Annotated in this window: 21 protein-coding genes and 1 pseudogene; 14 read left to right on the top strand and 8 right to left on the bottom strand. The window is 56.4% G+C overall.

Annotation, left to right across the window (positions count from 1 at the left end; all coding sequences use genetic code 11):
• Positions 1-23: 23 nt before the first annotated feature.
• A complete protein-coding gene (locus ABVR31_RS17535) occupies positions 24-977 on the top strand; it encodes a DMT family transporter (RefSeq protein ID WP_166712220.1) in 954 nt (317 codons plus the stop codon).
• 909 nt (positions 978-1886) lie between these two features.
• On the opposite strand, the gene ABVR31_RS17530 is transcribed toward ABVR31_RS17535, so the two are convergent.
• Entirely contained in the window at positions 1887-2282 is a 396-nt protein-coding gene (locus ABVR31_RS17530; protein ID WP_031279757.1) for a transposase, read from the bottom strand.
• A gap of 527 nt (positions 2283-2809) precedes the next feature.
• Between ABVR31_RS17530 and ABVR31_RS17525 the strand changes: the two genes are divergently transcribed.
• A complete protein-coding gene (locus ABVR31_RS17525; protein WP_058757552.1) occupies positions 2810-4066 on the top strand; it encodes a polysaccharide biosynthesis C-terminal domain-containing protein in 1257 nt (418 codons plus the stop codon).
• A gap of 8 nt (positions 4067-4074) precedes the next feature.
• Entirely contained in the window at positions 4075-5025 is a 951-nt protein-coding gene (locus ABVR31_RS17520) for an ATP-grasp fold amidoligase family protein (RefSeq protein ID WP_031279756.1), read from the top strand.
• A 54-nt stretch (positions 5026-5079) separates the two neighbouring features.
• Here the strand turns inward: ABVR31_RS17520 and ABVR31_RS17515 are convergent, their stop codons facing one another.
• Together ABVR31_RS17515 and soxS are read right to left on the bottom strand one after the other, a co-directional pair.
• Positions 5080-5361: a YjcB family protein gene (locus ABVR31_RS17515; protein WP_010618515.1), complete on the bottom strand. Its 282-nt coding sequence runs from the start codon at positions 5359-5361 to the stop codon at positions 5080-5082.
• Positions 5362-5604: 243 nt separating this feature from the next.
• Positions 5605-6034, bottom strand: a pseudogene (gene soxS / locus ABVR31_RS17510) (superoxide response transcriptional regulator SoxS).
• Positions 6035-6133: 99 nt separating this feature from the next.
• On the opposite strand from soxS, the gene soxR reads away from it, so the two are divergent.
• From soxR to ABVR31_RS17490, 4 genes are all read left to right on the top strand, one after another.
• Positions 6134-6610 carry a redox-sensitive transcriptional activator SoxR gene (gene soxR, locus ABVR31_RS17505; RefSeq protein WP_021507832.1) on the top strand — a complete coding sequence of 159 codons (477 nt, stop codon included), beginning with the start codon at positions 6134-6136 and terminating at the stop codon, positions 6608-6610.
• Between the two features lie 43 nt (positions 6611-6653).
• The gene (locus ABVR31_RS17500) at positions 6654-7322 is read left to right on the top strand and encodes a glutathione S-transferase family protein (RefSeq protein ID WP_021507831.1); all 669 of its coding nucleotides are present in this window, start codon (positions 6654-6656) and stop codon (positions 7320-7322) included.
• A gap of 356 nt (positions 7323-7678) precedes the next feature.
• Positions 7679-9028, top strand: a complete 1350-nt coding sequence (locus ABVR31_RS17495) for an NCS2 family permease (RefSeq protein WP_058757550.1) — start codon at positions 7679-7681, stop codon at positions 9026-9028.
• Between the two features lie 136 nt (positions 9029-9164).
• Positions 9165-10814 carry a Na+/H+ antiporter gene (locus ABVR31_RS17490; RefSeq protein WP_021507828.1) on the top strand — a complete coding sequence of 550 codons (1650 nt, stop codon included), beginning with the start codon at positions 9165-9167 and terminating at the stop codon, positions 10812-10814.
• A 60-nt stretch (positions 10815-10874) separates the two neighbouring features.
• Here ABVR31_RS17490 and ABVR31_RS17485 read toward each other — a convergent pair whose 3' ends face one another.
• Complete coding sequence (locus ABVR31_RS17485; RefSeq protein WP_021507827.1) at positions 10875-11777, bottom strand: LysR family transcriptional regulator; 903 nt, start codon at positions 11775-11777, stop codon at positions 10875-10877.
• Positions 11778-11879: 102 nt separating this feature from the next.
• On the opposite strand from ABVR31_RS17485, the gene ABVR31_RS17480 reads away from it, so the two are divergent.
• From ABVR31_RS17480 to ABVR31_RS17470, 3 genes are all read left to right on the top strand, one after another.
• Positions 11880-12305: a CidA/LrgA family protein gene (locus ABVR31_RS17480; RefSeq protein ID WP_372773683.1), complete on the top strand. Its 426-nt coding sequence runs from the start codon at positions 11880-11882 to the stop codon at positions 12303-12305.
• Positions 12298-12993: an LrgB family protein gene (locus ABVR31_RS17475; protein WP_021507825.1), complete on the top strand. Its 696-nt coding sequence runs from the start codon at positions 12298-12300 to the stop codon at positions 12991-12993. The genes ABVR31_RS17480 and ABVR31_RS17475 overlap by 8 nt, the downstream gene beginning before the upstream one ends.
• 163 nt (positions 12994-13156) lie before the next feature.
• Positions 13157-13702 (top strand): YfaZ family outer membrane protein, encoded by a 546-nt coding sequence (locus tag ABVR31_RS17470; protein ID WP_031279754.1) that lies wholly within the window; start codon positions 13157-13159, stop codon positions 13700-13702.
• Between the two features lie 157 nt (positions 13703-13859).
• Here the strand turns inward: ABVR31_RS17470 and ABVR31_RS17465 are convergent, their stop codons facing one another.
• The 3 genes from ABVR31_RS17465 to acs all read right to left on the bottom strand — a co-directional run bounded on the left by ABVR31_RS17465 (position 13860) and on the right by acs (position 17967).
• On the bottom strand, positions 13860-15512 hold the full coding sequence (locus tag ABVR31_RS17465) for a cation acetate symporter (RefSeq protein WP_150059154.1): 1653 nt from the start codon (positions 15510-15512) through the stop codon (positions 13860-13862).
• A complete protein-coding gene (locus ABVR31_RS17460) occupies positions 15509-15838 on the bottom strand; it encodes a DUF485 domain-containing protein (protein WP_058757546.1) in 330 nt (109 codons plus the stop codon). The genes ABVR31_RS17465 and ABVR31_RS17460 overlap by 4 nt, the downstream gene beginning before the upstream one ends.
• A gap of 173 nt (positions 15839-16011) precedes the next feature.
• Positions 16012-17967, bottom strand: a complete 1956-nt coding sequence (acs, locus tag ABVR31_RS17455; RefSeq protein ID WP_058774926.1) for an acetate--CoA ligase — start codon at positions 17965-17967, stop codon at positions 16012-16014.
• A 580-nt stretch (positions 17968-18547) separates the two neighbouring features.
• On the opposite strand from acs, the gene gltP reads away from it, so the two are divergent.
• The 4 genes from gltP (at position 18548) to murP (ending at position 22914) form a co-directional block, all read left to right on the top strand.
• A complete protein-coding gene (gene gltP, locus ABVR31_RS17450) occupies positions 18548-19849 on the top strand; it encodes a glutamate/aspartate:proton symporter GltP (protein WP_058757544.1) in 1302 nt (433 codons plus the stop codon).
• 163 nt (positions 19850-20012) lie between these two features.
• Positions 20013-20417 (top strand): type II toxin-antitoxin system HicB family antitoxin, encoded by a 405-nt coding sequence (locus ABVR31_RS17445; RefSeq protein ID WP_058757543.1) that lies wholly within the window; start codon positions 20013-20015, stop codon positions 20415-20417.
• A gap of 146 nt (positions 20418-20563) precedes the next feature.
• Positions 20564-21475, top strand: coding sequence for an N-acetylmuramic acid 6-phosphate etherase (gene murQ, locus ABVR31_RS17440; RefSeq protein ID WP_372773679.1), 912 nt, complete (start codon positions 20564-20566; stop codon positions 21473-21475).
• Positions 21475-22914, top strand: coding sequence for a PTS N-acetylmuramic acid transporter subunit IIBC (murP, locus tag ABVR31_RS17435; protein ID WP_372774084.1), 1440 nt, complete (start codon positions 21475-21477; stop codon positions 22912-22914). The genes murQ and murP overlap by 1 nt, the downstream gene beginning before the upstream one ends.
• Positions 22915-23008: 94 nt before the next feature.
• Here murP and ABVR31_RS17430 read toward each other — a convergent pair whose 3' ends face one another.
• Complete coding sequence (locus ABVR31_RS17430) at positions 23009-23248, bottom strand: hypothetical protein (RefSeq protein WP_136546466.1); 240 nt, start codon at positions 23246-23248, stop codon at positions 23009-23011.
• Between the last annotated feature and the right edge of the window lie 46 nt (positions 23249-23294).

Here is a 23294-nt window from a genome sequence, read left to right as displayed (position 1 = left end):
GATTAAAGATAAAGGAAAGGTGTATGTTTGCAGGAATAGTGTTTGCCCTCGCGGCGGGGCTGATGTGGGGCATGATTTTTGTCGGGCCGCTGCTGATACCCGATTATCCGGGCACGTTGCAATCGGCGGGTCGCTATGTTGCCTTTGGTCTGGTGGTGCTGCCGCTGGCGTGGCTCAGCCGGCGCCGGCTAAAACAGCTGACGCGCCCGGACTGGACGGAGGCGGTGAAGCTGTCGCTGGTGGGCAATCTGCTCTATTACGCCTGCCTCGCCAGCGCGATTCAGCGCACCGGCGCACCGGTCTCCACCATGATCATCGGCACGCTGCCGGTGGTGATCACCGTCACCGCTAACCTCTGTTACGGCCATCTCGAAGGGCGCCTGCCATGGCGCCGGCTGATGCCCGCGCTGGTCATCATTGCTGCCGGTCTGGGCTGCGTCAACGCGGCGGAACTGCACGGGCAGGGGCCGGCATTTGAACTCTGGGGCTACCTGAGTGGCCTGCTGCTGGCGGTGCTGGCAGTGGTGTGCTGGACTTGGTATCCGTTGCGCAATGCGCGCTGGCTGCGCGAACATCCTCAGCACAAACCGTCGAGCTGGGCCACCGCGCAGGGACTGGTGACATTGCCGCTGGCGCTGGTGTTTTATGGGCTGGTGAGCCTGCAGATTCACTGGCAGCAGCCCGATTTCGCTTTACCGTTCGGCCCGCAGCCGGCGCGCTTTATCTGGCTGATGCTGGCGATTGGTTTGTTCTGCTCATGGCTGGCGGCGCTGTGCTGGAATGCCGCCAGTCAGCGTTTGCCAACGGTAGTGATGGGGCCGCTCATCGTATTCGAAACGCTCTCTGGCCTGCTGTGGACCTTTATTTACCGCCAGAGCTGGCCACCGCTGCTCACCAGCATCGGTATCGGCTGTCTGATTGTTGGCGTGATCTATGCCATGCGCATTAAACCGCAGCGGCTGACCGCACTTTCTTAACTCTGCCTCGCTGCTGAGTCATCCACTCAGCAGCGCTTTCCCCTGATATTTTAGGAATTTGACCAGCCGATAATTCCGCCTCAGTGACCTGATGCTGGCCGGCACGCGCATGCTATATAACCGACCAGCGCTACGGCCGCCCGGTTTTCATTCTCTTCCGCTATAAAACTCTCTGCCGTCAGCACGGTAAAAGGTCGACTTTCGCTGCCTTATAGCGTTCCGGTGGGATAAAAAAAGCGCATATCGGGCAACAATTCGCCGGTTTAGCGCGTAAAAAACTCTTCGCCAGTCGGATTTTTACCCGGCTGTGGCACTGAAATACCAGCGTGAGAAGCCACCTTAGCCTTAAGCGTTACCGGCATTGTTAAGAATGATTCCCAACAGCTGCCAGAAAAAAAGATTAAAGATGACGATGGATTCAAGCACAGTATTTACCGTGGATAACCGTTTTTCGGCATTATAGTTTAAACATCATAACGTTTTTGAACCGGAGTATTCCTGGTGTGGTTTAAGAGTTAGCCGACTAGCGCTGATCGCCAAAGCGATCATAAACGCAGCGGCCAGATCCAGTTTAAAACTGAGCCAATGTGTGAGCGGTTACACTGTGTTGTTCATTAACGCTTAACAGAATTGTCTGTGATCAGGTCTGATTATTAGTAATCGTGAAGTAATAGACTAAGCACCAATCTCACCAAAATGAGATTGGGCTAAGTCTAAATGGCTTGAAACGCGAGGCTTTTGCTGGTGTGAATCAATTTTACCGCAAAAAAGGAAGTGATTCCGTGATGGCATTCATCAGGAAAAAGTGGTTCGAATTGTTATGTAGCGAATGCCGAATTTAATGATCTTCATCTCTTCTGGTAAGAACAAATCTCAGCATTAAGTCATATAACATCGGCCTCAATGGTATTAGCGATTATCGGAACCGGAAGGGTAATGATAAACGCTACGGCTAATATCCAGTAAACGACAGCTGCGACGGGTACCGATGTCGAAAGTGGTTTGCAGGAAGTTGACCGCCTGACGCTTTTCATTCGTAGTGAAGAAGTTTTTCAGCACGCTTTGCAGCATCTCCTTGTCGGAGCTCAGGGTCTGCAGCTCGCGCGTAAGGTTCTGCAGTTTATCTTCCAACTCCTTGATTTTTCGCCCCTCCTCTGATGAAAGCCCGGAGAACTTCTTCTTCCAGCTATAGAAGGTGGCCTCGGAAATGCCCAGCTCCTCACAAATCTCCCTGACTTTCACTCCCGTTTCAGAAGCTTTAATGGCATTTGTGATTTGCTCTTCGCTATATCGTGACTTTCTCATAAATGCTCTTACCTTTCTTATCAATTAGTGGATGAGAATTACTGTATTAATATCTGGTACTGCAAAAACGGTATTAATGCAGTATTAAAGTGCGCGATTAGAATTGCGAGGGTTAAATTAAGTTATTTAGAATAAATATCATCATGGGATAAATCTTATTTTATTCTGAATGCCATTGAACGCCTTCCTGGTGCTGGGTTTTTGATATAGATTCATTCCATCCCAAATGCAGAAAAATACGACAATCATTGGAAATTCGGCATAGCCTGCTTGCAAAAAACTCAGGATATGCCTGTGAACTTTTGTCCTGAATTCGGGTTGAAATCGTTTACATCCATCGGGCTTCGCACCAGGTTTAATCGGAATTTTCCTGAATTTAATCGCTAAACTCTGACGCGAGTCTCATTTTTCGGACCAGCCTGGTTTGAAGTTATTAAATTGTGTCAGGCCCACTGAGCGCTTGTTAATTCATTTCAAGGACGTTGTACCGAAAAGCAGTTGCTGTACGTAATACTAAGGACCAGTCAATGAAATTGAGCGTAATGTCTAATGCCGCCTGGATGATGTCTGAGAAGATCGTCTCGGTATTCGGCGTCATATTTGTGACCTCCTACGTGGCAAAATCCTTTGGCCCAACGGTGTTTGGCCAAATGGCATTTTCGACCTCGCTGTTCTCCATGGTGCAAACCGTGGCGATTTTTGGTACCGAAACCATCCTGTTCAAGCGCATCAGCAAAAGTGCGCCGAAAGGCCTGCGGTTAATGGCCGTGGCGCGGACCATGCGCCTGGTGCTGCTGTTGCTGACATCAATCCCGGTGTTGATTTGGGTCTGGTACAACATGCAGGAAAACTTCCTTGCGTTTGCACTGGCCTCGTTTATCTCGTCGGTGTTTGTTACCCAGGACACGTTCAGCGTGTATAACAATGCGCGGCTGGCGTCACGGCTCAATACCATTGCCAACTCGGCCGGCTTGCTGCTGGGCTTTGCCATGAGCTTCACCATCGCCTGGCTGCACCTCAATCCACTGTGGCTCACCGCCTCGATTGTGGCCGTCACGCTGGTGCCGTACGCCATCAAGCGCGTCAATTTCTATCGCGAACATCAGGATCTGGCGCCGCCGCAGGACAAGCGCACCACCTACCTGCGCTACCTGATGTATGCCGGCCTGCCGCTGGCCATCTCCAGCATCTTTATCTCGGTGCAGGTGAAAGCCGCACAGATGTTCCTCGCGGGCATCGCCTCAGCGCGCGACCTTGGCCTGTTCGCCGCTGCGAATACCATTTCGGCTTCCTGGATTTTTATCCCGGTTGCCATCATCACTTCCTGCTTCTCGGAGATTTTCCGCGAGCGTGGAGCAGCCGCGATCAAGCTCACCGCGCGGCTGAACGGCTATGTCATGGGAGTTTCATTGCTGCTATTAGCGGTGATCGCCTTATACGGCGAAAAAATCATCATCGCTTTATATGGTCACGAGTACACACAGTCCGGAAGTCTCATTACGTTACTGTCGTTAGCAACCTGCTTTTCGGCAATGGGGACCGTCGCTTATCGCTACATGGTGAAAGAGGGCGGGTTTAACTATCTGTTGAAGAAGATCATTTGTCTGATGGTCATCAGCCTGCCGCTGTCGTGGTGGCTGATCCAGGGCTACGGCATCATGGGTGCCGCCTGGAGCGTCTTCATCACGGAGTTACTGTCCCTGACCGTAATGAATTACTTCTTCAAAAACGGCGTCATCCAAAAAATTCAGGTTTCCTCACTCAACTACAAAACCTACAAATGAGGTCAGATATGATCAGGTTGAAAGACGAACTCAGAAGAAGCGTACAGTATTTCATCAAAAAGATGCCCTGGGCGTACCAGGATCGCATTTACTACTTTCACAAATTCCGTAAGCTGCCGAACCTGCGTCAGCCGAAGGTGTTCAATGAGAAAGTGCTGTATCGCAAATTCGTCTACGGCGACTACCAGTGCTATGGCCGCCTGTCGGACAAGTTTTCGGTGCGTGAGTACATTGCCGAAAAGGTGGGCAGTGAGTATCTGATTCCGCTGGTTTATGAGACCAGCGATCCGCACTCACTGCATACGCTGCCGAGCTGGAAGAACACGGTTATCAAGCCGAATCACGGCTCCAACATGGTCGAGATCCTGCTGGAAGAACCGGATGCGCTGAAAAAACAGCAGATTATCAGCGATTGCCAGCGCTGGCTGAAGACCGACTTCGCCAACGAGGCGCGCGAGATTCACTATCGCTATATTAAGCCGCGCATTCTGGTAGAGAAGTACATCGGCGATGGCAAAACCGCGCCGATCGATTACAAGTTTCACATGTTCAACAAGCGCGACGGCAATTTTGAATATGTGCTGCAGGTAATCTACAACCGCTGTAATCCGCTGCTGTCGATGAACTTTTACGTCAACAATCTTAACGAGGCGTATCACAAAATCCGTGACACCGGGCTGGATGTGTCACCGCTGCTGCCACAATTGCAGCACGCGCTGGCGCTGAGTAAAACGCTGGCCAGCGACTTCGATTATGTGCGTGTGGACTGGTATATCGATGGCGAACAGATCTACTTCGGTGAGCTGACGTTCACGCCAGGCGCCGGGCTGGTCACCGGGTTGGATCGGGGGCTCAATCAGATGATGGGTGATATGTGGATTCAGGATCGTCGCGATACGCAGAGATCGGACGTCACGGTGCCGGAAGTACCACTTCCAGCCGTATTGAAGAAAATTTGAAATCACACAGCAAAATAAAAAACCCCGCTTAGCGGGGTTTTTTATGCGCCGCGTTTACGGCATTGGCCAGTCGGCTGGTGTCTGGCTCATCACCTGAATAAACGCCTCTTTGGTGATGGACATAAAGTTATGCACGTTTTCCATGCTCAGCGTAATGCCGAGCAGACCGGTAACGAACCAGCATGACATCGCTACGCCCACGCCGCCGCACATCAGCGCCATCACGTGGTGGCTGTTCTGACGCAATTTAATTTTCATGGTGCTGGCGAAGAACATCATTACCGCGCTGAGCAGTTCCCAACGCATGACGATCAGACTGGTAGTTAACGTAGCCATCGGCGAAAACCTCTTGAAATCAGTAATATCCCTGACATTCATCGGACATCACTGGCGGCAGACAAGGGAGGTCAGGGAAGCCCTTCTGTCGTCTTAATACAGCTTGAATCTGTGACTTGGGTCACATTATATCACTGGATTTGAAAATTTGAACAAAATTTAGACCTGGTATGGCAGGCCAAGAAAGGGCTGGAGGAAGGTGAGGAGGAGGGGAAAGGCGCGCCCGCGTGGGGCGCACTGACTTCAGCGTACCGGGCAGCACTCGCCGGTGGTGCGCTGGGCAAAGCTGTTCATGCCTTCGCTGCAGTCAAAGTTGACCAGACGCGGACGCTGCACCATCGCCTGGCGACGCATGCTGTGACGATAAGCGGTAGGGGTTTGCGAGAAGCTGACGGCGGAACACGCGCGAAAACGTCTGCTGCGAGTCGTAGCCGTACTGCATCGCAATGTCGAATACCGGACGCTGCGTCTGACGCAAGGCTTCGGCGGCCAGCGTGAGACGGCGTTCACGAATATAACCACCCAGCGTTTGTTTCGTAACCGTACGGAACATACGCTGCAGGTGCCATTTCGAGTAACCCGATTTTGCCGCCACTTCATCAATCGACAATGTTTTATCCAGATTCTGATCGATCCAGTTAGTCAGTGAATGGATGATTTCCTGTTGCATCATAGCCTGTTCCTTCTGCAAGGTTATCGCCTGGTTTGAAATTCGCTGTTTTGCTGGGGTGCGAGTATAATTCCTCAAGTTAACTTGAGGTAAAGGCCCTAAATGAAAAAAGAACGCAATTACCCGAAACCGGTGCTGACGCCGGGCGAAGTGGCGAAACGCAGCGGCGTGGCGGTATCGGCACTGCACTTTTATGAAAGCAAAGGCTTGATCAGCAGCACGCGCAATGGCGGTAATCAGCGCCGCTACAGCCGTGATGTGCTGCGCCGCGTGGCGATCATCAAAATTGCCCAGCGCATCGGGATTCCGCTGGCGACGGTCAGCGACAGCCTGATGCATGTGCCGGCGAATAAGCGCATGTCGACGCAGGAGTGGGACGCGCTGACGCAGCACTGGCGCGAAGAGCTGGATAAACGCATCGAAACCCTGACGCGTCTGCGCAACGATCTTGACGGCTGCATTGGTTGCGGCTGCCTGTCGATGCGCGACTGCCCGCTGCGCAATCCGGGTGACCGCCTGGGGCAGCAGGGCTCCGGAGCGGTCCTGCTCGATCCGCAACAGGACGAGCCGCAGCGTTAATCCGCTATACTAGATGCCAACCCTTAGCAGCAAGGAATCGCGCATGATTACCGTTCACCATCTGGAAAACTCCCGTTCTCATCGGGTGCTGTGGCTGCTGGAAGAGCTGGCGGTGCCGTATCAAATCAAACGCTATCAGCGGGAAAATACCCTGCTGGCGCCGGACGAATTAAAGAAAGTGCATCCGCTGGGTAAATCGCCGGTGATTACCGATGGCAATCGGGTGATCGCCGAATCGGGCGCCATCCTCGAATATCTGCAGCTGAAGTACGACAGTGAGCATCTGCTGGCGCTGCATGAGGAAGAGGAGCAAATTCAGGCGCGCTACTGGCTGCACTATGCTGAAGGTTCGCTGATGCCGCTGCTGGTGATGAAGCTGGTATTTGCGCAACTGGGCAAAAAGCCGGTGCCATGGCTGCTGCGCCCGGCCGGCGTGGCGCTGAGTAAAGGCATTCAGAAAGCGTGGCTGAACAAGCAGCTGGCACTCCACGGGCGCGTGATTGAGCAGCATCTGAGCCAGCAGCGCTTTTTTGCCGGTTCACGCTTCAGCATTGCCGATGTGCAGATGAGTTTTCCGCTGCTGGCGTTGCAGATGCGTGGCGCGCTGGGTGAGATGCCCGCCACGGCGCGCTGGCTGGAGAATATGCAGCAGCGGGCCGCGTGGCAGCGCGCGCTGGAGCAGGGCGGCCCGATTCAGTTCAATAACGGCTGAGGCGCAGCGGTAACGCAACGAAACAGGACGCCGCGACGCGCTGTCGCGGCACCGCAGCAAACCACCTGAAATGCCAGCCTTTTTCCTCCATGATTTCCTGCTTCCGCTAGCGTAACGCCAGCCATAATTGCGCCTGAGCTGCGCATTATCCTGCCTGCCAGGTGATTAGCAGTTGAAAACGCCACCCCAAACGCCAGATAATCGTTTGCCTTTTTTCCGCGTCACCCCTTTTTGACCTGGAATACGCGGCCACGTAATCGTTTGCCTGCTTTTCTCTCTGAGACATCTTCACCAGGATGATGCGCAAACGCGAGCCGCGCGGTGACCTATATCTTAAAAAACACAGAGGAATAACTATGTCTGGCGAATCACGCCCGGCCAGGGGAAAACTGGACGCCTGGTTCCACATTTCAGCACGCGGCAGCAGCGTGCGGCAGGAAGTGCTGGCTGGCCTCACCACCTTTTTAGCGATGGTCTATTCGGTCATCGTGGTGCCTGGCATGCTCGGTAAAGCGGGCTTCTCACCGACGGCGGTGTTTGTCGCTACCTGTCTGGTGGCCAGCTTTGGCTCCCTCATCATGGGACTGTGGGCCAACCTGCCGATGGCGATTGGCTGTGCCATCTCCCTGACCGCCTTCACCGCGTTCAGTCTGGTACTGGGCCAGCACATTAGCGTGCCGGTGGCGCTGGGCGCGGTCTTCCTGATGGGCCTGCTGTTCACGCTGATTTCCGTGACCGGCATTCGCGCGTGGATTCTGCGTAACCTGCCGATGGGCGTGGCGCACGGCACCGGCGTCGGTATCGGCCTGTTTCTGCTGCTGATTGCCGCCGATGGCATTGGTCTGGTGGTAAAAAACCCGGCGGCAGGCCTGCCGGTGGCGCTTGGTCACTTCACCTCTTTCCCGGTGATCATGGCGCTGATCGGGCTGGCGGCGATTTTTGGTCTGGAAAAACGGCGGGTACCGGGCGGCATTCTGCTGACCATCATTGCGATTTCGCTGCTTGGGCTGATTTTCGACCCGGCGGTGAAGTGGCAGGGGCTGTTTGCCATGCCGAGCCTGCGTGATGCCAGCGGCCAGTCGGCAATGTTTAGCCTGGATATCATGGGCGCGCTGCAGCCGGTGGTGTTACCGAGCGTGCTGGCGCTGGTGATGACCGCGGTGTTTGACGCCACCGGCACCATTCGTGCGGTGGCCGGGCAGGCGAACCTGCTGGATAAAGAGGGCCAGATTATCAATGGCGGTCGCGCGCTGACCACCGACTCTATCAGCAGCCTGTTTGCCGGACTGGTGGGTGCCTCGCCCGCCGCAGTGTATATCGAGTCCGCTGCGGGTACTGCCGCCGGCGGTAAAACCGGCCTGACAGCGATTGTCGTGGGTCTGTTGTTCCTGCTGATTCTGTTTATGTCGCCGCTGGCTTATCTGGTTCCAGCCTATGCCACCGCACCCGCGCTGATGTATGTCGGCCTGCTGATGCTGAGCAACGTGGCCAAAATCGACTTCAATGATTTCGTCGATGCGATGTCTGGCCTGCTGACGGCGGTATTCATCGTACTGACCTGCAACATCGTCACCGGCATCATGCTCGGCTTTGCCGCGCTGGTGATTGGCCGCCTGTTTGCCGGCGAGTGGCGCAAGCTCAACGCTGGCACGGTGGTGATTGCTGTGGCGCTGGTGGCGTTCTACGCGGGCGGCTGGGCTATCTGACCGCAATCCGGGCGTCAGTCCGGATTATTCTCTTTATCGCACACGCCGCACATCGGGTAGCCCCGCCGGGCGGCGTTTTGTTTTACACTTTCCGACGCAACATCGCTTCGATTAATATGATTCGCCTAAGGAAAGCATGGAAATCTTCTTTACTATTCTCATCATGACGCTGGTGGTTTCGCTGTCCGGCGTTGCGGCACGTATCCTGCCGTTTCAGATCCCGCTACCGCTGGTACAGATCGCGGCCGGCGCGCTGCTGGCCTGGCCAACCTTTGGTCTGCACGTCGATTTTGACCCCGAACTGTTCCTCGTGCTGTTTATTCCGCCGCTGCTGTTTGCCGATGGCTGGAAAACGCCGATCAACGAGTTTCTGCATCACGGCCGTGAAATTATCGGCCTGGCGCTGGTGCTGGTGCTGATTACCGTGGTCGGTATCGGCTACCTGATTTACTGGCTGGTGCCGGGCATTCCGCTGATTCCGGCGTTCGCGCTGGCGGCGGTGCTGTCACCGACCGATGCGGTGGCGCTCTCCGGCATCGTCGGCGAAGGGCGCATCCCGAAAAAGATCATGTCGATTGTCCAGGGCGAGGCGCTGATGAATGACGCGTCGGGCCTGGTGTCACTCAAGTTTGCCGTCGCGGTGGCGATGGGCACCATGGTGTTCACCTGGGGCGGCGCCAGCGTCGAATTCCTTAAAGTGGCGATTGGCGGCCTGGTGGCCGGTGTCGCCGTTTGCTGGCTGTACGGTCGTTCGCTGCGCCTGCTCAGCCGCTGGAGCGGTGACGATCCGGCAACACAAACCGTACTGCTGCTGCTGCTGCCGTTCGCCTCTTACCTGATTGCTGAACATCTCGGCGTCTCCGGCATTCTGGCGGCGGTAGCGGCCGGTATGACCATCACCCGTTCCGGCATCATCCGTCAGGCACCGCTGGCAATGCGCCTGCGCGCCAACAGCGTATGGCAGATGCTGGAGTTTGTGTTCAACGGCATGGTGTTCCTGATGCTGGGCCTGCAGCTGCCGGACATTCTCTCCACCTCGATTGCTCAGGCGAACGCCGATCCTAACGTCGAGCTGTGGATGCTGTTCGCCGACGTCGGGCTGGTCTATGCGGCGCTGATGATCGTGCGCTTCGGCTGGCTGTGGATCATGAAGCGCACCAGCCTGCGCCTGCTGAAGAAGAAGCCGCTGGAGTTTTCCAGCTACTCGCTACGTGAACTGCTGATCGCCTCTTTTGCCGGCGTGCGCGGTGCTATCACGCTGGCCGGTGTGCTGTCGATCCCGCTGTTCCTCAGCAACGGCGAACCTTTTCCGGCGCGCTACGAACTGGTGTTTATCGCCACCGGCGTGATTCTGTTCTCGCTGTTTGTCGGCGTGATTCTGCTGCCGATTCTGCTGCGCGGCATGGAGAGCCACGACAAAGTGGGGCACCGTCGCGAAATCCAGAGTGCGCGTGCTGCGATGGCCGGCGTGGCGATCGAGAGCCTGCACAAAATGGAGCAGCGGCTGGAAAACGACGCTGAAGAGAACATCGATCCTGAGCTGCTGAAAGAGGTCAGCCTGCGGGTGATTGGTAATCTGCGTCGTCGCGTCGATGGCAAAGATGATATGGAGCAGGCGCTGTTTGCGGAAAATCTGGAGCGCCGTTTCCGTCTGACCGCGCTGCGCGCCGAACGTGCCGAGGTTTATCATCTGCGCGCCACCCAGCAGATCTCCAACGAGACCATGCAGCGCCTGCTGCGCGATCTCGACCTGCTGGAAGCGTTGCTGATAGAGAAAGAGGAATAGCCGCCGCGTTTTGCTGCTCTCCGATCCCGCGGCCGCCTGACCTACAGGGCGGCCGCTTTGCTACAGCGATAGCCGTGGCGCGTTATCCGGCCAGTGTTCGCGGCAGCAGGCAATCCACGCCTGCGCGCTGCGCGACAGATAACTGCCTTCGCGCCAGATTAGCCCCAGACGCCACTGCAGCTCCGACTCCAGCGGCAGCCACAGCAAGGCCTGTTTATCCAGCCGCTGGCAAATCGGCTCCGGCAGGATCGCCAGCCCCATATCCGCCTGCACCATCGCGGCAAGAAAATCCCACTGCGCGCTGCGCAGCGCGATATCCGGCATCACTCCCTGGCGCTGAAACGCTTTCATCAGCTGGCGGTTAAGCGAAAACTCTTCGTTGAGGATCAGCAGGGGATGCTGAGCCAGCTCGGCCAGCGTCAGGCTGGTGCGGTTGAGCCAGCGCGCGCTGCGCGGCAGCAGCACGCACAGCGGATGGCGCATCAGTTCCAGCGTATTCAGCGGCAGCTCCGCATCAATCGGCAGGGCGGTCAGCGCAATATCCAGCCCGCCGCTCAGCACCGCCTGCTGCACCGTCAGGCCACCAAATTCGGAGATTTTCAGCTGTACGCCGGGATAGCGGCGGCGGAACGCGGAGATCGATCCGGCAATCTGCATGCCGACCATCGGCGGAATGCCCAGCCGCAGCTCACCGGTTTTCAGCTGGTTGATGTCACTGATTTGCGCCTCCAGCTGATGAAACTCCTGCAAAATCGCCAGACCACGCTGATACACCGCCTGGCCGCTGTCGGTGAGATGCAGCTTGCGTCCCTCGCGCAGCAGCAGTGTACAGCCCAGCTCTTCTTCCAGCTGGCGCAGCATTTTGCTGATGGTGGGTTGCGTCACGAACAGCTTCTCCGCCGCGCGGGTAAAGCTCTGCTGACGCACCACTTCGGTGAAGTAACGCAGGGCACGCACGTCCATAAACATTCCTTTTTGGCATAGTTTGAATAATTTTAATTCATTTCTTTCACACTCTGGCACGGATTTATACTGAAACCCTGAATTTTTAACGGGAAGAGAGAAATGGCGTCCGCGCTTCGTCCGCGCACCACGGATATCCTGCAACGCGTCACGGTGCCGCTGCAGCTGGTGCTGTATATCGCCCTGTTCATTGCCAGTGGTCAGATGGTGAGCTGGCTGCATCTGCCGTTACCGGCCAACGTCGTGGGTATGGTGTTGCTGTTACTGTTGATCGTCAGCGGTATCGTGCCGCTGCGCTGGGTTAAAGCCGGTGCCAACTGGCTGCTGGCCGAAATGCTGCTGTTTTTTATTCCGGCGGTGGTCGCGGTGGTGAATTACAGCGACCTGCTGCGCAGTGAAGGCTGGCGTATCTGTGTGGTGATCGCCGTCAGTACGCTGATGGTGCTGGCGGCCACCTCACTGGTGGTCGATCGCTTATACCGCTTCGAACTGGCGCGCGCGGCGCGTAAGCAGGGCAATCGTGACTGACTTTATCATTAGCCTGTTGTGTCTGGCGCTAACGCTGCTGGTTTACTACCTCAACAAACGCCTGTACCGGCGCAGGCCCACGCTGCTGCTGATGCCGCTGGTGTTAACGCCGCTGGTGCTGGTGGCGCTGCTGCTGCTGACGCACGTCAGCTGGCAGGATTACATCGCCGAAAGCCACTGGCTGCTGTGGCTGCTGGGTCCGGCGACGCTGGCTTTTGCGGTGCCGGTTTACGAAAACCTGCACATTATCCGTCGCCACTGGCTGTCGCTGAGCGTGGGCGTGATCACCGCCACGCTGGTGGCCGTGTGCAGTTCGGTGTGGCTGGCGCGGCTGCTGACATTACCGGAGAGCATCCAGCGTAGCCTGGCGGTGCGCTCCATCACCACGCCTTTTGCGCTGGCAGCGGCCCAGCCGATTGGCGGCCAGCCCGATTTGGTCGCGCTGTTCGTGGTGATTACCGGCGTGTTTGGCATGGCGGTGGGCGACGTGCTGTTTTTACGCATCGCGATTAAGCAGGGCGTGGCGAAGGGCGCCGGCTTTGGCGCCGCCTCGCACGGAGCCGGCACGGCACGCGCTTATCAGCTCGGCCAGCAGGAGGGCGTGGTCTCCAGCCTGGTGATGATGCTCTCCGGCGTGCTCACGGTGCTGCTGGCCCCGCTGCTGGGACAGCTGTTGTGGCATGCCTGACGAGCAAATCTGCGCCCGCATCGTCCTGCGTGTTATCGGATGCGGTCAGTTTCTGCCCGCTGTAACCCATTTTTACGTAAAGCTTTCCAAATAAAGTTGTGTCACGTCGCCGCGCTGTTTACCCTTTGCGCCGAATTATGTGTCCTTCATGGAGTGGATTGTTATGTTTAAGCAACTTGTTACGGGAAGCGTTTTAGGTCTGGCACTGCTGAGCGGCGGCGCGCAGGCGATTGAGGGCAGTGTTGACGTGGGTGAGCACAGCACCAACCTGAACCTTGGCCTCGGCACCGCTTCACCGGGTCTGTTTCTGAAAGGCAACTGGCTGCGCAGCGATCACGACGGCAGCACCTACGGCCTTGGTATGGGGTATAACCTGGATGTGGGTGATTTCCGCGTGGCACCAACGGCGAAAGCGCTGTTCACCCATCCGGAAGATGGCCGTGATGGCTTCACCGTGGCGCTGGGTGCCGGTGCGCAGTATAACTTCAACAGCATGTGGGGCCTGTACGGCGAATATTACTATGCGCCGGAAGCGTTCTCCGATCGTCTGGACAGCTATAAAGAAGCCTCAGGCGGCCTGAGCTTTACGCCGATTTCGCTGCTGAACCTGCGTGTTGGCTATCAGTACATTGAGCTGAACAACAAAGGCGACCGTAAAGATAACGTACTGGTCGACGGCCCGTACGTCGGTGCATCGCTGCGTTTCTGATGACGGGACCAGGTGCGCATGAATGCGCACCCTACGAAATTCCGTAGGGTCGCCATTTATGGCGACCTGGTCAATCACCGCACTACGTTCATGGCGACCTGGTCAATTACCGCACCGCTTCAATGGCGACCTGGTCAATCACCTCACTGCTTCAATCTTAATGCGCTTTCCCCTGCGAAATGCCGACGCCCGTTTGTGAACGGATAAACTGTCCGCGGAATTTCGCCCGCTCCAGCGCCCCCTGCTGGGAATGATCGGTAATGGAAAACAGCCAGGTGCCGACAAACGCGACCAGCATTGAGAACAGCGCCGGATACTCATACGGATAGACTGGCGTTGCGTGTCCCAGTACCTGTACCCAAATGGTCGGGCCGAGAATCATCAGCACCACCGCCGTCAGCAGGCCCAGCCAGCCTCCCACCATGGCGCCGCGCGTGGTCAGCTTTGACCAGTACATCGACAGCAAAATAATCGGGAAGTTACAGCTGGCGGCAATCGAGAACGCCAGGCCGACCATGAAGGCAATGTTCTGTTTCTCAAACAGAATGCCCAGCGCAATCGCCACCACGCCCAGCACCAGCACGGTAATTTTCGACACACGCAGCTCTTCTCGCTCGGTGGCCTGACCTTTGCGGATCACGCTGGCATACAGGTCATGCGACACCGCCGAAGCGCCGGCCAGCGTCAGTCCGGCCACCACCGCCAGAATGGTGGCGAAGGCTACCGCCGAGATAAAACCGAGGAACAGGCTGCCGCCGACCGCATTGGAGAGATGCACTGCCGCCATGTTAGTGCCGCCAATCAGCGCGCCGCTGGCGTCTTTGAAGGCCGGATTAGCGCCGACCAGCAGAATCGCGCCGAAGCCGATAATAAAGGTCAGGAAGTAGAAGTAGCCCATAAAGCCGGTAGCCCAGAACACGCTTTTGCGTGCTTCCCGCGCATCGGCGACGGTGAAGAAACGCATCAGAATATGCGGCAGGCCGGCGGTGCCAAACATCAGGCCCAGACCGAGCGACAGCGCGGAGATCGGGTCTTTCACCAGACCGCCCGGCTGCATGATCGCGCTTCCTTTCGGATGCACCGCCATCGCCTCGGTAAACAGCCTATTAAAGCTGAAACCGGTGGCTTTCATCACCATGATGGCCATGAAGCTGGCACCAAACAGCAACAGCACCGCTTTGATAATCTGCACCCATGTGGTGGCGAGCATGCCGCCAAACAGCACGTACAACACCATCAGAATGCCGACCAGCACCACCGCGATGTGGTAGTCGAGACCGAACAGCAGCTGGATCAGCTTACCGGCACCCACCATCTGCGCAATCAGATACAGCGCCACCACCACCAGCGAACCGCAGGCGGAAAGGGTGCGGATAGGCTTTTGCTGCAGGCGATAGGACGCCACATCGGCAAAGGTATAGCGGCCCAGGTTGCGCAGGCGTTCGGCAATCAGGAACAGAATCATAGGCCAGCCGACGAGGAAGCCGAGCGAGTAGATCAGCCCGTCGTAGCCGGAGGTGTAGACCAGCGCGGAGATACCGAGAAACGAGGCGGCCGACATAAAGTCACCGGCCATCGCCAGGCCATTCTGGAAACCGGTGATGTTGCCGCCGGCAGTGTAGTAATCGCTGCGCGAGCGGGTGCGTTTGGAGGCCCAGTAAGTGATGCCGAGCGTGGCCGCCACGAAGACCACGAACATGATGATCGCTTCGTAGTTGGTGGCCTGTTTTTGCACCGCGCCGGTAATGGCATCGGCGGCAAATACGCTGGCTGGTACGATAGCCAGCGAGGCGGAGAGCAGGCGCTTCATGATTTCACCTCGCTGACAATCTGTTTGGTCAGACGATCAAACTCGCCGTTGGCGCGCCAGACATAAACGCCGGTCAGCAGAAACGACACCACAATCAGGCCGACGCCGATGGGGATGCCGCGCGTCACATTAGTGCCGGCGTGCAAGGGCGTGCCGAGCCAGCCGGGCGCGAAGGCAATCAGCAGAATAAAGCCGACGTACAGTATCAGCATGATGAGGCTGAGCAGCAGCGCAAACGACTGACGTTTGTGCACCAGCTCCTGAAAACGCGGATTGCTTTCGATTTGTTGCCAGACGGCTTCCTGTTGGTTCAGGGCTTCGTTCATCACATTTTCTCCAGAGGCAAGGCAGACAGAAAACTCACGGCAACGTGATTTAACTGGCTGAATATTCTAGTTATAAAGGTTGTGCGATGGTGAAAAGCATACGGCGTAAGGATGGAAGGGCGGAGAGCTGCCTGCCGGGGACAGGCTGATACTCTCCGCCGGGTCAATGCCGGTTATGGCATGGTGATCGACTGTTTCTCCTCGAGCAATTTCTCCACCACGCCCGGATCGGCCAGCGTTGAAGTATCGCCAAAGTTGCTGGTATCGCCGGCGGCGATCTTGCGCAGAATGCGGCGCATGATTTTGCCGGAGCGGGTTTTTGGCAGCGAATCGGTCCAGTGCAACACGTCTGGCGTGGCAATCGGGCCGATCTCTTTACGCACCCAGTTGCGCACCTCACTGTACAGCTCTGGCGACGGCTCTTCGCCGTGATTCAGCGTGATATAAGCATAGATCGCCTGGCCTTTAATGCTGTGCGGAATCCCCACCACCGCGGCTTCGGCAATTTTCGGATGCGAGACCAGCGCGGACTCGATCTCCGCCGTGCCAAGCCGGTGGCCGGAGACGTTCAGCACGTCATCGACGCGGCCGGTGATCCAGTAATAGCCATCGTCGTCACGGCGCGCGCCGTCGCCGCTGAAGTAGCGATTTTTAAACGTCGAGAAGTAGGTTTGCTCAAAGCGATCGTGATCGCCAAACAGCGTGCGTGCCTGGCCGGGCCATGAGTCAACGATCACCAGGTTGCCCTCGGTGGCACCGTCCAGCGTATTACCTTCGTTATCCACCAGCGCCGGCTGGACGCCAAAGAACGGTTTGGTGGCCGAGCCGGCCTTCAGCTCGGTGGCACCGGGCAGCGGCGTAATCATAAAGCCGCCGGTTTCGGTCTGCCACCAGGTATCGACGATCGGGCAACGGCTGTCGCCAATCTTTTTGTAATACCACTCCCAGGCTTCCGGGTTGATGGGCTCGCCGACCGATCCCATGATGCGCAGGCTGCTGCGCTGGGTGCCGGCAATCGCTTTATCACCTTCAGCCATCAGCGCGCGGATAGCGGTTGGCGCGGTGTACAGCAGCGTGACCTTATGTTTATCCACCACTTCCGCCATGCGGCTGGGCTGAGGCCAGTTGGGTACGCCTTCGAACATCAGCGTGGTGGCCCCGCAGGCCAGCGGACCGTAGATCAGATAGCTGTGCCCGGTAATCCAGCCCACGTCGGCGGTGCACCAGTACACATCATCGTCATGATAATCAAAAACATATTTGAAGGTGGTGGCAGCATACACCAGGTAACCACCGGTGGTGTGCAGCACGCCTTTCGGCTTGCCGGTGGAGCCGGAGGTATAAAGGATAAACAGCGGATGTTCGGCCTCGACCGCTACCGGCTGATGCTGATCGCTGGCTTTCGCCATCAGTTCATGCCACCACAGATCGCGGCCTTCGCGCCAGCCGGTCTCTTTGCCGGTGCGCTGGAACACCACCACGTTTTTCACGCTGGTGACGTTTGGATTGTTCAGCGCATCATCCACATTTTTCTTCAGCGGAATGCTGCGTCCGGCACGTACGCCTTCGTCAGCGGTAATCACCAGTTTTGCACTGGAATCCACTACGCGTCCGGCCACCGCTTCAGGTGAGAAGCCGCCAAAAATGACCGAGTGCACGGCGCCGATGCGCGCGCAGGCCAGCATGGCGACCGCGGCTTCCGGCACCATCGGCATGTAGATCGCCACCACATCGCCTTTCTTCACGCCAAGGCCGGTCAGCACGTTGGCGAAGCGGCAGACGTCGGCGTGCAGTTCACGGAAGGTCAGGGTTTTGCTTTCGCTGGCGTCATCGCCTTCCCAGATAATCGCCGGGTGATCGCCGCGCGTAGCCAGGTGGCGATCGAGACAGTTGGCGGCAAGGTTCAGCGCGCCATCTTCATACCAGCGAATCGAAATATTGCCGGGGGCAAACGAGGTATTTTTCACTTTGCTGTAGGGCGTCATCCAGTCGAGGATTTTGCCCTGTTCGCCCCAAAAGGCCTCAGGATCGTCAACCGACTGTTGATACAGCGCCGCATACTGATCGGCATTTATCAGGGCATTCGCTGCAATGGCAGCGGGTACGGGATGCTTGTGTATTTGGCTCATGGCTGACCTCCTTGAAGATGTTAATCATATGTCAATCAAAGGTTAATTGAAGAGTGGGGCCGGGCTTTGTTTCTGTTTTGCAGTCTGGATCACGACCTTGTGTAAGGCTGAAAAGTCACCCAATTCAATCTGTTTACCGGCGCAGGAAATGAGGCAAAACCACTGGCTGGATCAATAAAATTATGAACCAGCCGGTTAAATAAGCAGCAAACAGACCGGCGCATTTTTTCAGCAATCCTGAATAGCTATGCGGAAAATTATCGAATTAACACTTTTCATAACAGCGAGTTATGACAGACACATGTCAGCAGCATTTTATGCTGCCTGGCTGTGCAGGATTTAAGCTATCGCCCCAGGGGTTGCATTTACCGTAGTGAAAATGGTACTTATCTCGGCCCTGTTCAGCAGGTATCAACTCAGGCTGCATCATCGCGCGGGCGCATAATGCCGGCGCAGCGGTAACCGATGCAGTCCATTATAACCCTCTATTTTATCGGGCTTTTGCTCACTTCCCTGTGTGTAATGTCTTCTGCACCTTCGCAGCAGAGCAAAGGGGTTTTAACTGAGGAAATAACGCGTTATGAAAGGTTTTAAACTCACCCTCGCGTGGCAGATTCTGATTGCCCTGATTCTCGGCGTTATCGTCGGAACCGTGCTGCATAATCAGCCAGACGATCGTGAATGGTTAATCACTAACATTCTTACTCCTGCCGGCGACATCTTTATTCATCTGATCAAGATGATTGTGGTGCCGATTGTTATTTCCTCACTGATTGTCGGCATCGCCGGCGTGGGTGATGCGAAAAAGCTCGGGCGGATTGGTGTGAAAACCATCATCTATTTTGAAGTGATTACCACCATTGCCATTGTGGTCGGCATCACGCTGGCCAACGTATTCCAACCCGGCAGCGGCATTGATATGTCAACGCTGGCAACGGTGGACATCTCTAAATACGAAGCCACAACGGAAGCCGTGCAGGGTGCGCCACATGGCCTGGTGACCACCATTCTGTCGCTGATCCCGCAGAATATTTTCGCCTCGCTGGTCAAAGGCGACATGCTGCCGATTATCTTCTTCTCGGTACTGTTTGGCATGGGACTGTCGGCGCTGCCGTCGGAGCATCGCGATCCGCTGGTGACCGTATTCCGTTCCATTTCCGAAACCATGTTTAAAGTGACGCACATGATCATGCGCTATGCGCCGGTCGGAGTGTTTGCACTGATTGCCGTCACCATTGCTAACTTCGGTTTTGCCTCGCTCTACCCCCTGGCCAAGCTGGTGCTGCTGGTGTACGTGGCGATTCTGTTCTTTGCGTTCGTGGTGCTGGGTGCGGTGGCGCGCTTCTGCAAGTTGCGTATTACGACCCTGATGCGCATTCTGAAAGATGAGCTGATTCTGGCGTATTCCACCTCCAGCTCAGAGACCGTGCTGCCGCGCATCATGCAGAAGATGGAAGCCTACGGCGCGCCGAAGGCGATCACCAGCTTCGTGGTGCCAACCGGCTACTCGTTCAATCTGGATGGTTCAACGCTGTATCAGAGCATTGCGGCGATCTTTATCGCCCAGCTGTACGGCATTGACCTGTCGCTGACCGATGAAATCATTCTGGTGCTGACCCTGATGGTGACGTCGAAAGGTATCGCGGGTGTGCCGGGCGTCTCGTTTGTGGTGCTGCTGGCCACGCTGGGCAGCGTCGGTATTCCGCTGGAAGGTCTGGCGTTTATCGCCGGCGTCGACCGTATTATGGACATGGCGCGCACCGCGCTCAACGTCATTGGTAACGCGCTGGCGGTGCTGGTTATCGCCCGCTGGGAAAACCAGTTTGATACCAAACAGGCCGCCGCCTACGAGCTGCAGTTGCGCACGCAAAGCGCCAGCTAAGCGACACGCTCTCTGACTGAACCCGCCTTCTGGCGGGTTTTTTTATATTTTGCAGACAAGTCCTGTCGTGGTGAGCTGCTTAAGAAAGTTTAAATTTATACCCACCATAACCACTCGCATCCGCCGTAGATAATCAAGAAGGCAATTTACATAAGGACTCACCATGAGATTCCCCGTTTATTTGCACAAAACAGAAAACGGCAGCTGGTCAGGTTTCGTACCTGACGTGCAGGGATGTTTTTTTGCGGGCAACACCGTTGACGAGGCGTTAAGCGATGCATTTGGTGCAATCGATGCGCATGTGGAATCGTTAGCGGACGCAGGCAAGGCCATTCCAAAAGCAGCCAGCGTTGAAACCCATATTAATGATGAAGAGTGCCAGGGAGGTTACTGGGCTTTCGTTGAGATTGATCTCAGTCGTTACGAAGGTAAAGCGGTGAAGCTGAACATCACCCTGCCGCAAAACTTACTGACCAAAATCGATAGCCACGTAGAAGCACACCGCGAATACGGCTCCCGTAGCGGCTTTCTCGCCGCGCTGGCACGCAGAGAACTGGCAAACATCTAGCGCTTCTCCTTAATCCAACCCGCCTTCTGGCGGGTTTTTTTATGCCCGCTGCCGCAAAAGGCAAAAAAATTGACCTGAGCAGGAGGAATTAACAATTCTATATGATATATAGTTTCAAGAATAAATTATTCCTGAAGGGAGCGAACATGAACATCGATCTGAGCCAGATGATCACCGAGGGCCGCAACCCGGCGAGCCAGAACATTGACGAGCTGAACACGGAAGCGATGCTGCGCGTCATTAACGATGAAGACAAAAAGGTGGCACTGGCGGTGGAAGCTATCGTGCCGCAGATTGCTGAGGTGGTGGATGCCATCACGGCGGCATTCAGCCAGGGCGGACGTCTGATTTACTGCGGTGCCGGGACCTCTGGCCGGCTCGGTATTCTCGATGCCAGCGAATGCCCGCCCACGTTCGGTACGCCGCGCAGTCAGGTGGTCGGGCTGATCGCCGGCGGCCATACCGCCATTCTGCAGGCGGTGGAAAACGCCGAGGACAACCGCGAGCAGGGCGCGCAGGATTTAAAAGATATCGACTTTTCGGCGCGCGATGTGCTGGTCGGCATTGCTGCCAGCGGCCGCACACCTTATGTGCTCGGCGCACTGGCCTGGGCGAAGCAGCAGGGCGCCTTCACCGCCGCGCTGACCTGTAATCCCAACAGCGCCATGTCGCAGACGGCGGACGTCGCCCTGACGCCGGTGGTGGGCCCGGAAGTGGTCACCGGCTCGTCACGCATGAAAGCCGGCACCGCGCAGAAGCTGGTGCTCAATATGCTGACCACCGGCGCCATGATCCGCAGCGGCAAAGTGTACGGCAACCTGATGGTCGACGTAGAAGCCACCAATCAGAAACTGGTGCAGCGGCAAATCAACATTGTTAAGCAGGCCACCGAATGTGACGATGCCCGCGCGCAGCAGGCGCTGGCAGCGTGCGGCGGCCACTGTAAAACCGCCATTGTGATGATACTGGCGGACCTGAACGCCGATGAAGCGCAGGCGCTGCTGGCACAGAACCACGGCTTTATCCGCCAGGCATTACACCACGCAGGAGCGCAATGATGGCGGCGATCACTGAAAGCTTATTGCGCGATATCCTGCAGGCGGTCGGCGGCGCAGGCAATGTCGTGCACTGCGGTAACTGCATGACGCGTCTGCGTCTGACGCTGGCCGATGCCGCGCGGGTCGACAGCGCCCGGCTGAAAACGCTGCCCGGCGTGCTGGGCGTGATTGACAGCGATGCCCAGCTGCAGATTGTGCTCGGCCCTGGCAAAGCGCAAACCGCAGCGGAAAAAATGCAGGCGATGCTGAACAGCGCCACGCCAGAGGCGTCGGGCGATCTGCACAGCATTGCCAGCGCGCAGAAGCAGCAGATGAAAGCGAAGCAAACCAGCGCGCTGCACCGTTTTCTCTCCTGCTTTGCCACCATTTTTACCCCGCTGATCCCGGGTTTTATCGGTGCCGGATTGCTGCTGGGGTTTGCCACGCTGATTGAGCAGGTGTGCCATCTTAATCAGCCCGGGGAACACGCCCGCTGGTTGCTGGATACCGTGGCTTATATGAAGGTGTTCGGCAAAGGGTTGTTCACTTTCCTCAGCATTTTAATCGGCTATAACGCACAGAAAGCGTTTGGCGGCACCGGCGTGAACGGTGCGATCATCGCCTCACTGTTTGTGCTGGGGTATGTGCCAAACGCGACCGTCGGCTATTACAGCGGCATGCAGGATTTCTTCGGCCTGACCATCGATCCGCGCGGCAATATTATTGGCGTGCTGCTGGCGGCGATATTTGGTGCCTGGCTGGAGAAACAGCTGCGCAAAATTATCCCGGATAATCTCGATATGATCCTCACCTCGCTGCTGACGCTATTAATTACCGGCGCGGTGGCGTTCCTGGTGATCATGCCGATTGGCGGCGAGCTGTTTAAAGGCATGTCGTGGCTGTTTATCCACCTGAACAATAACCCGTTCGGCTGTGCCATTCTGGCCGGCTTATTCCTGATTGCGGTGATGTTCGGCATTCATCAGGGCTTTATTCCGGTCTATTTTGCGCTGATGGAAACCCAGGGTTTCAATTCGCTGTTCCCGATACTCGCCATGGCCGGAGCCGGTCAGGTCGGCGCTTCGCTGGCGCTGTGGTGCAAAGCCGACAAGCACTCGCTGCTGCGCAGCCAGATTAAAGGCGCCATCGTGCCGGGTCTGCTGGGCGTCGGTGAGCCGCTCATCTATGGCGTGACGCTGCCGCGTCTTAAACCGTTTATTACCGCCTGCTTCGGCGGTGCGCTGGGCGGCTTCTTTATCGGGCTGGTGGCGTGGCTCGGTCTGCCGGTGGGCATGAACACGGTGTTTGGCCCGTCAGGACTGGTGACGCTGCCGCTGATGACCTCTTCGCAGGGCATCTTTGCCGGTATGGCGGTCTATCTGGTGGGGCTGATCGTGGCGTGGATCGGCGGCTTCGTCTTTACCTGGTGGGGCGGCACCAAAAACGTCGATTTAAGCTAGAAAAGCCTGCGCGAGCAGACCGTCAAGAGGTCTGATGTCATTAAATGGATGATTTTGCTGCAATTGTGGGCTGGCTCACAATTGCAGTATTTCGTTAGCGCTGCTTATTATTGAGCGTGAGAATTATCACCCGTCCAGACTTTACTGGAGTGGCTGAAGATAAATCACGTGATATTAATGCGTTATCACTATAAGCCTTATTTAAACCAGGGTTATAGCCTTTCATTTCCTGCGAAATTCTTATTTCATCCTGATAAATATCTCCGGGCTCGCTTTTGATCTGTGCAGCCATAAAGTCTATATAAGCAACAGCTTTCTCCTGATTTTCACGCATCAGCGGCACCCTCTGTGCCCATAATTAACCACTTGATTCGTTTTGT

It is taken from the genome of Pantoea sp. WEP (assembly GCF_041678305.1).
In the GTDB taxonomy this organism is placed as follows: Bacteria; Pseudomonadota; Gammaproteobacteria; order Enterobacterales; family Enterobacteriaceae; genus Pantoea; species Pantoea dispersa.
Note: the sequence above shows the minus strand (reverse complement) of the source record. Positions and strands in the feature narration are given on the sequence as shown.

Bases quoted from the DNA above. Each gene is read 5' to 3' on its own strand.
- ABVR31_RS17535 (WP_166712220.1), top strand. From the start codon at position 24: ATGTTTGCAGGAATAGTGTTTGCCCTCGCGGCGGGGCTGATGTGGGGC.
- ABVR31_RS17530 (WP_031279757.1), bottom strand. From the start codon at position 2,282: ATGAGAAAGTCACGATATAGCGAAGAGCAAATCACAAATGCCATTAAA.
- ABVR31_RS17525 (WP_058757552.1), top strand. From the start codon at position 2,810: ATGAAATTGAGCGTAATGTCTAATGCCGCCTGGATGATGTCTGAGAAG.
- ABVR31_RS17520 (WP_031279756.1), top strand. From the start codon at position 4,075: ATGATCAGGTTGAAAGACGAACTCAGAAGAAGCGTACAGTATTTCATC.
- ABVR31_RS17515 (WP_010618515.1), bottom strand. From the start codon at position 5,361: ATGGCTACGTTAACTACCAGTCTGATCGTCATGCGTTGGGAACTGCTC.
- soxR (WP_021507832.1), top strand. From the start codon at position 6,134: ATGAAAAAAGAACGCAATTACCCGAAACCGGTGCTGACGCCGGGCGAA.
- ABVR31_RS17500 (WP_021507831.1), top strand. From the start codon at position 6,654: ATGATTACCGTTCACCATCTGGAAAACTCCCGTTCTCATCGGGTGCTG.
- ABVR31_RS17495 (WP_058757550.1), top strand. From the start codon at position 7,679: ATGTCTGGCGAATCACGCCCGGCCAGGGGAAAACTGGACGCCTGGTTC.
- ABVR31_RS17490 (WP_021507828.1), top strand. From the start codon at position 9,165: ATGGAAATCTTCTTTACTATTCTCATCATGACGCTGGTGGTTTCGCTG.
- ABVR31_RS17485 (WP_021507827.1), bottom strand. From the start codon at position 11,777: ATGGACGTGCGTGCCCTGCGTTACTTCACCGAAGTGGTGCGTCAGCAG.
- ABVR31_RS17480 (WP_372773683.1), top strand. From the start codon at position 11,880: ATGGCGTCCGCGCTTCGTCCGCGCACCACGGATATCCTGCAACGCGTC.
- ABVR31_RS17470 (WP_031279754.1), top strand. From the start codon at position 13,157: ATGTTTAAGCAACTTGTTACGGGAAGCGTTTTAGGTCTGGCACTGCTG.
- ABVR31_RS17465 (WP_150059154.1), bottom strand. From the start codon at position 15,512: ATGAAGCGCCTGCTCTCCGCCTCGCTGGCTATCGTACCAGCCAGCGTA.
- ABVR31_RS17460 (WP_058757546.1), bottom strand. From the start codon at position 15,838: ATGAACGAAGCCCTGAACCAACAGGAAGCCGTCTGGCAACAAATCGAA.
- acs (WP_058774926.1), bottom strand. From the start codon at position 17,967: ATGAGCCAAATACACAAGCATCCCGTACCCGCTGCCATTGCAGCGAAT.
- gltP (WP_058757544.1), top strand. From the start codon at position 18,548: ATGAAAGGTTTTAAACTCACCCTCGCGTGGCAGATTCTGATTGCCCTG.
- ABVR31_RS17445 (WP_058757543.1), top strand. From the start codon at position 20,013: ATGAGATTCCCCGTTTATTTGCACAAAACAGAAAACGGCAGCTGGTCA.
- murQ (WP_372773679.1), top strand. From the start codon at position 20,564: ATGAACATCGATCTGAGCCAGATGATCACCGAGGGCCGCAACCCGGCG.
- murP (WP_372774084.1), top strand. From the start codon at position 21,475: ATGGCGGCGATCACTGAAAGCTTATTGCGCGATATCCTGCAGGCGGTC.
- ABVR31_RS17430 (WP_136546466.1), bottom strand. From the start codon at position 23,248: ATGCGTGAAAATCAGGAGAAAGCTGTTGCTTATATAGACTTTATGGCT.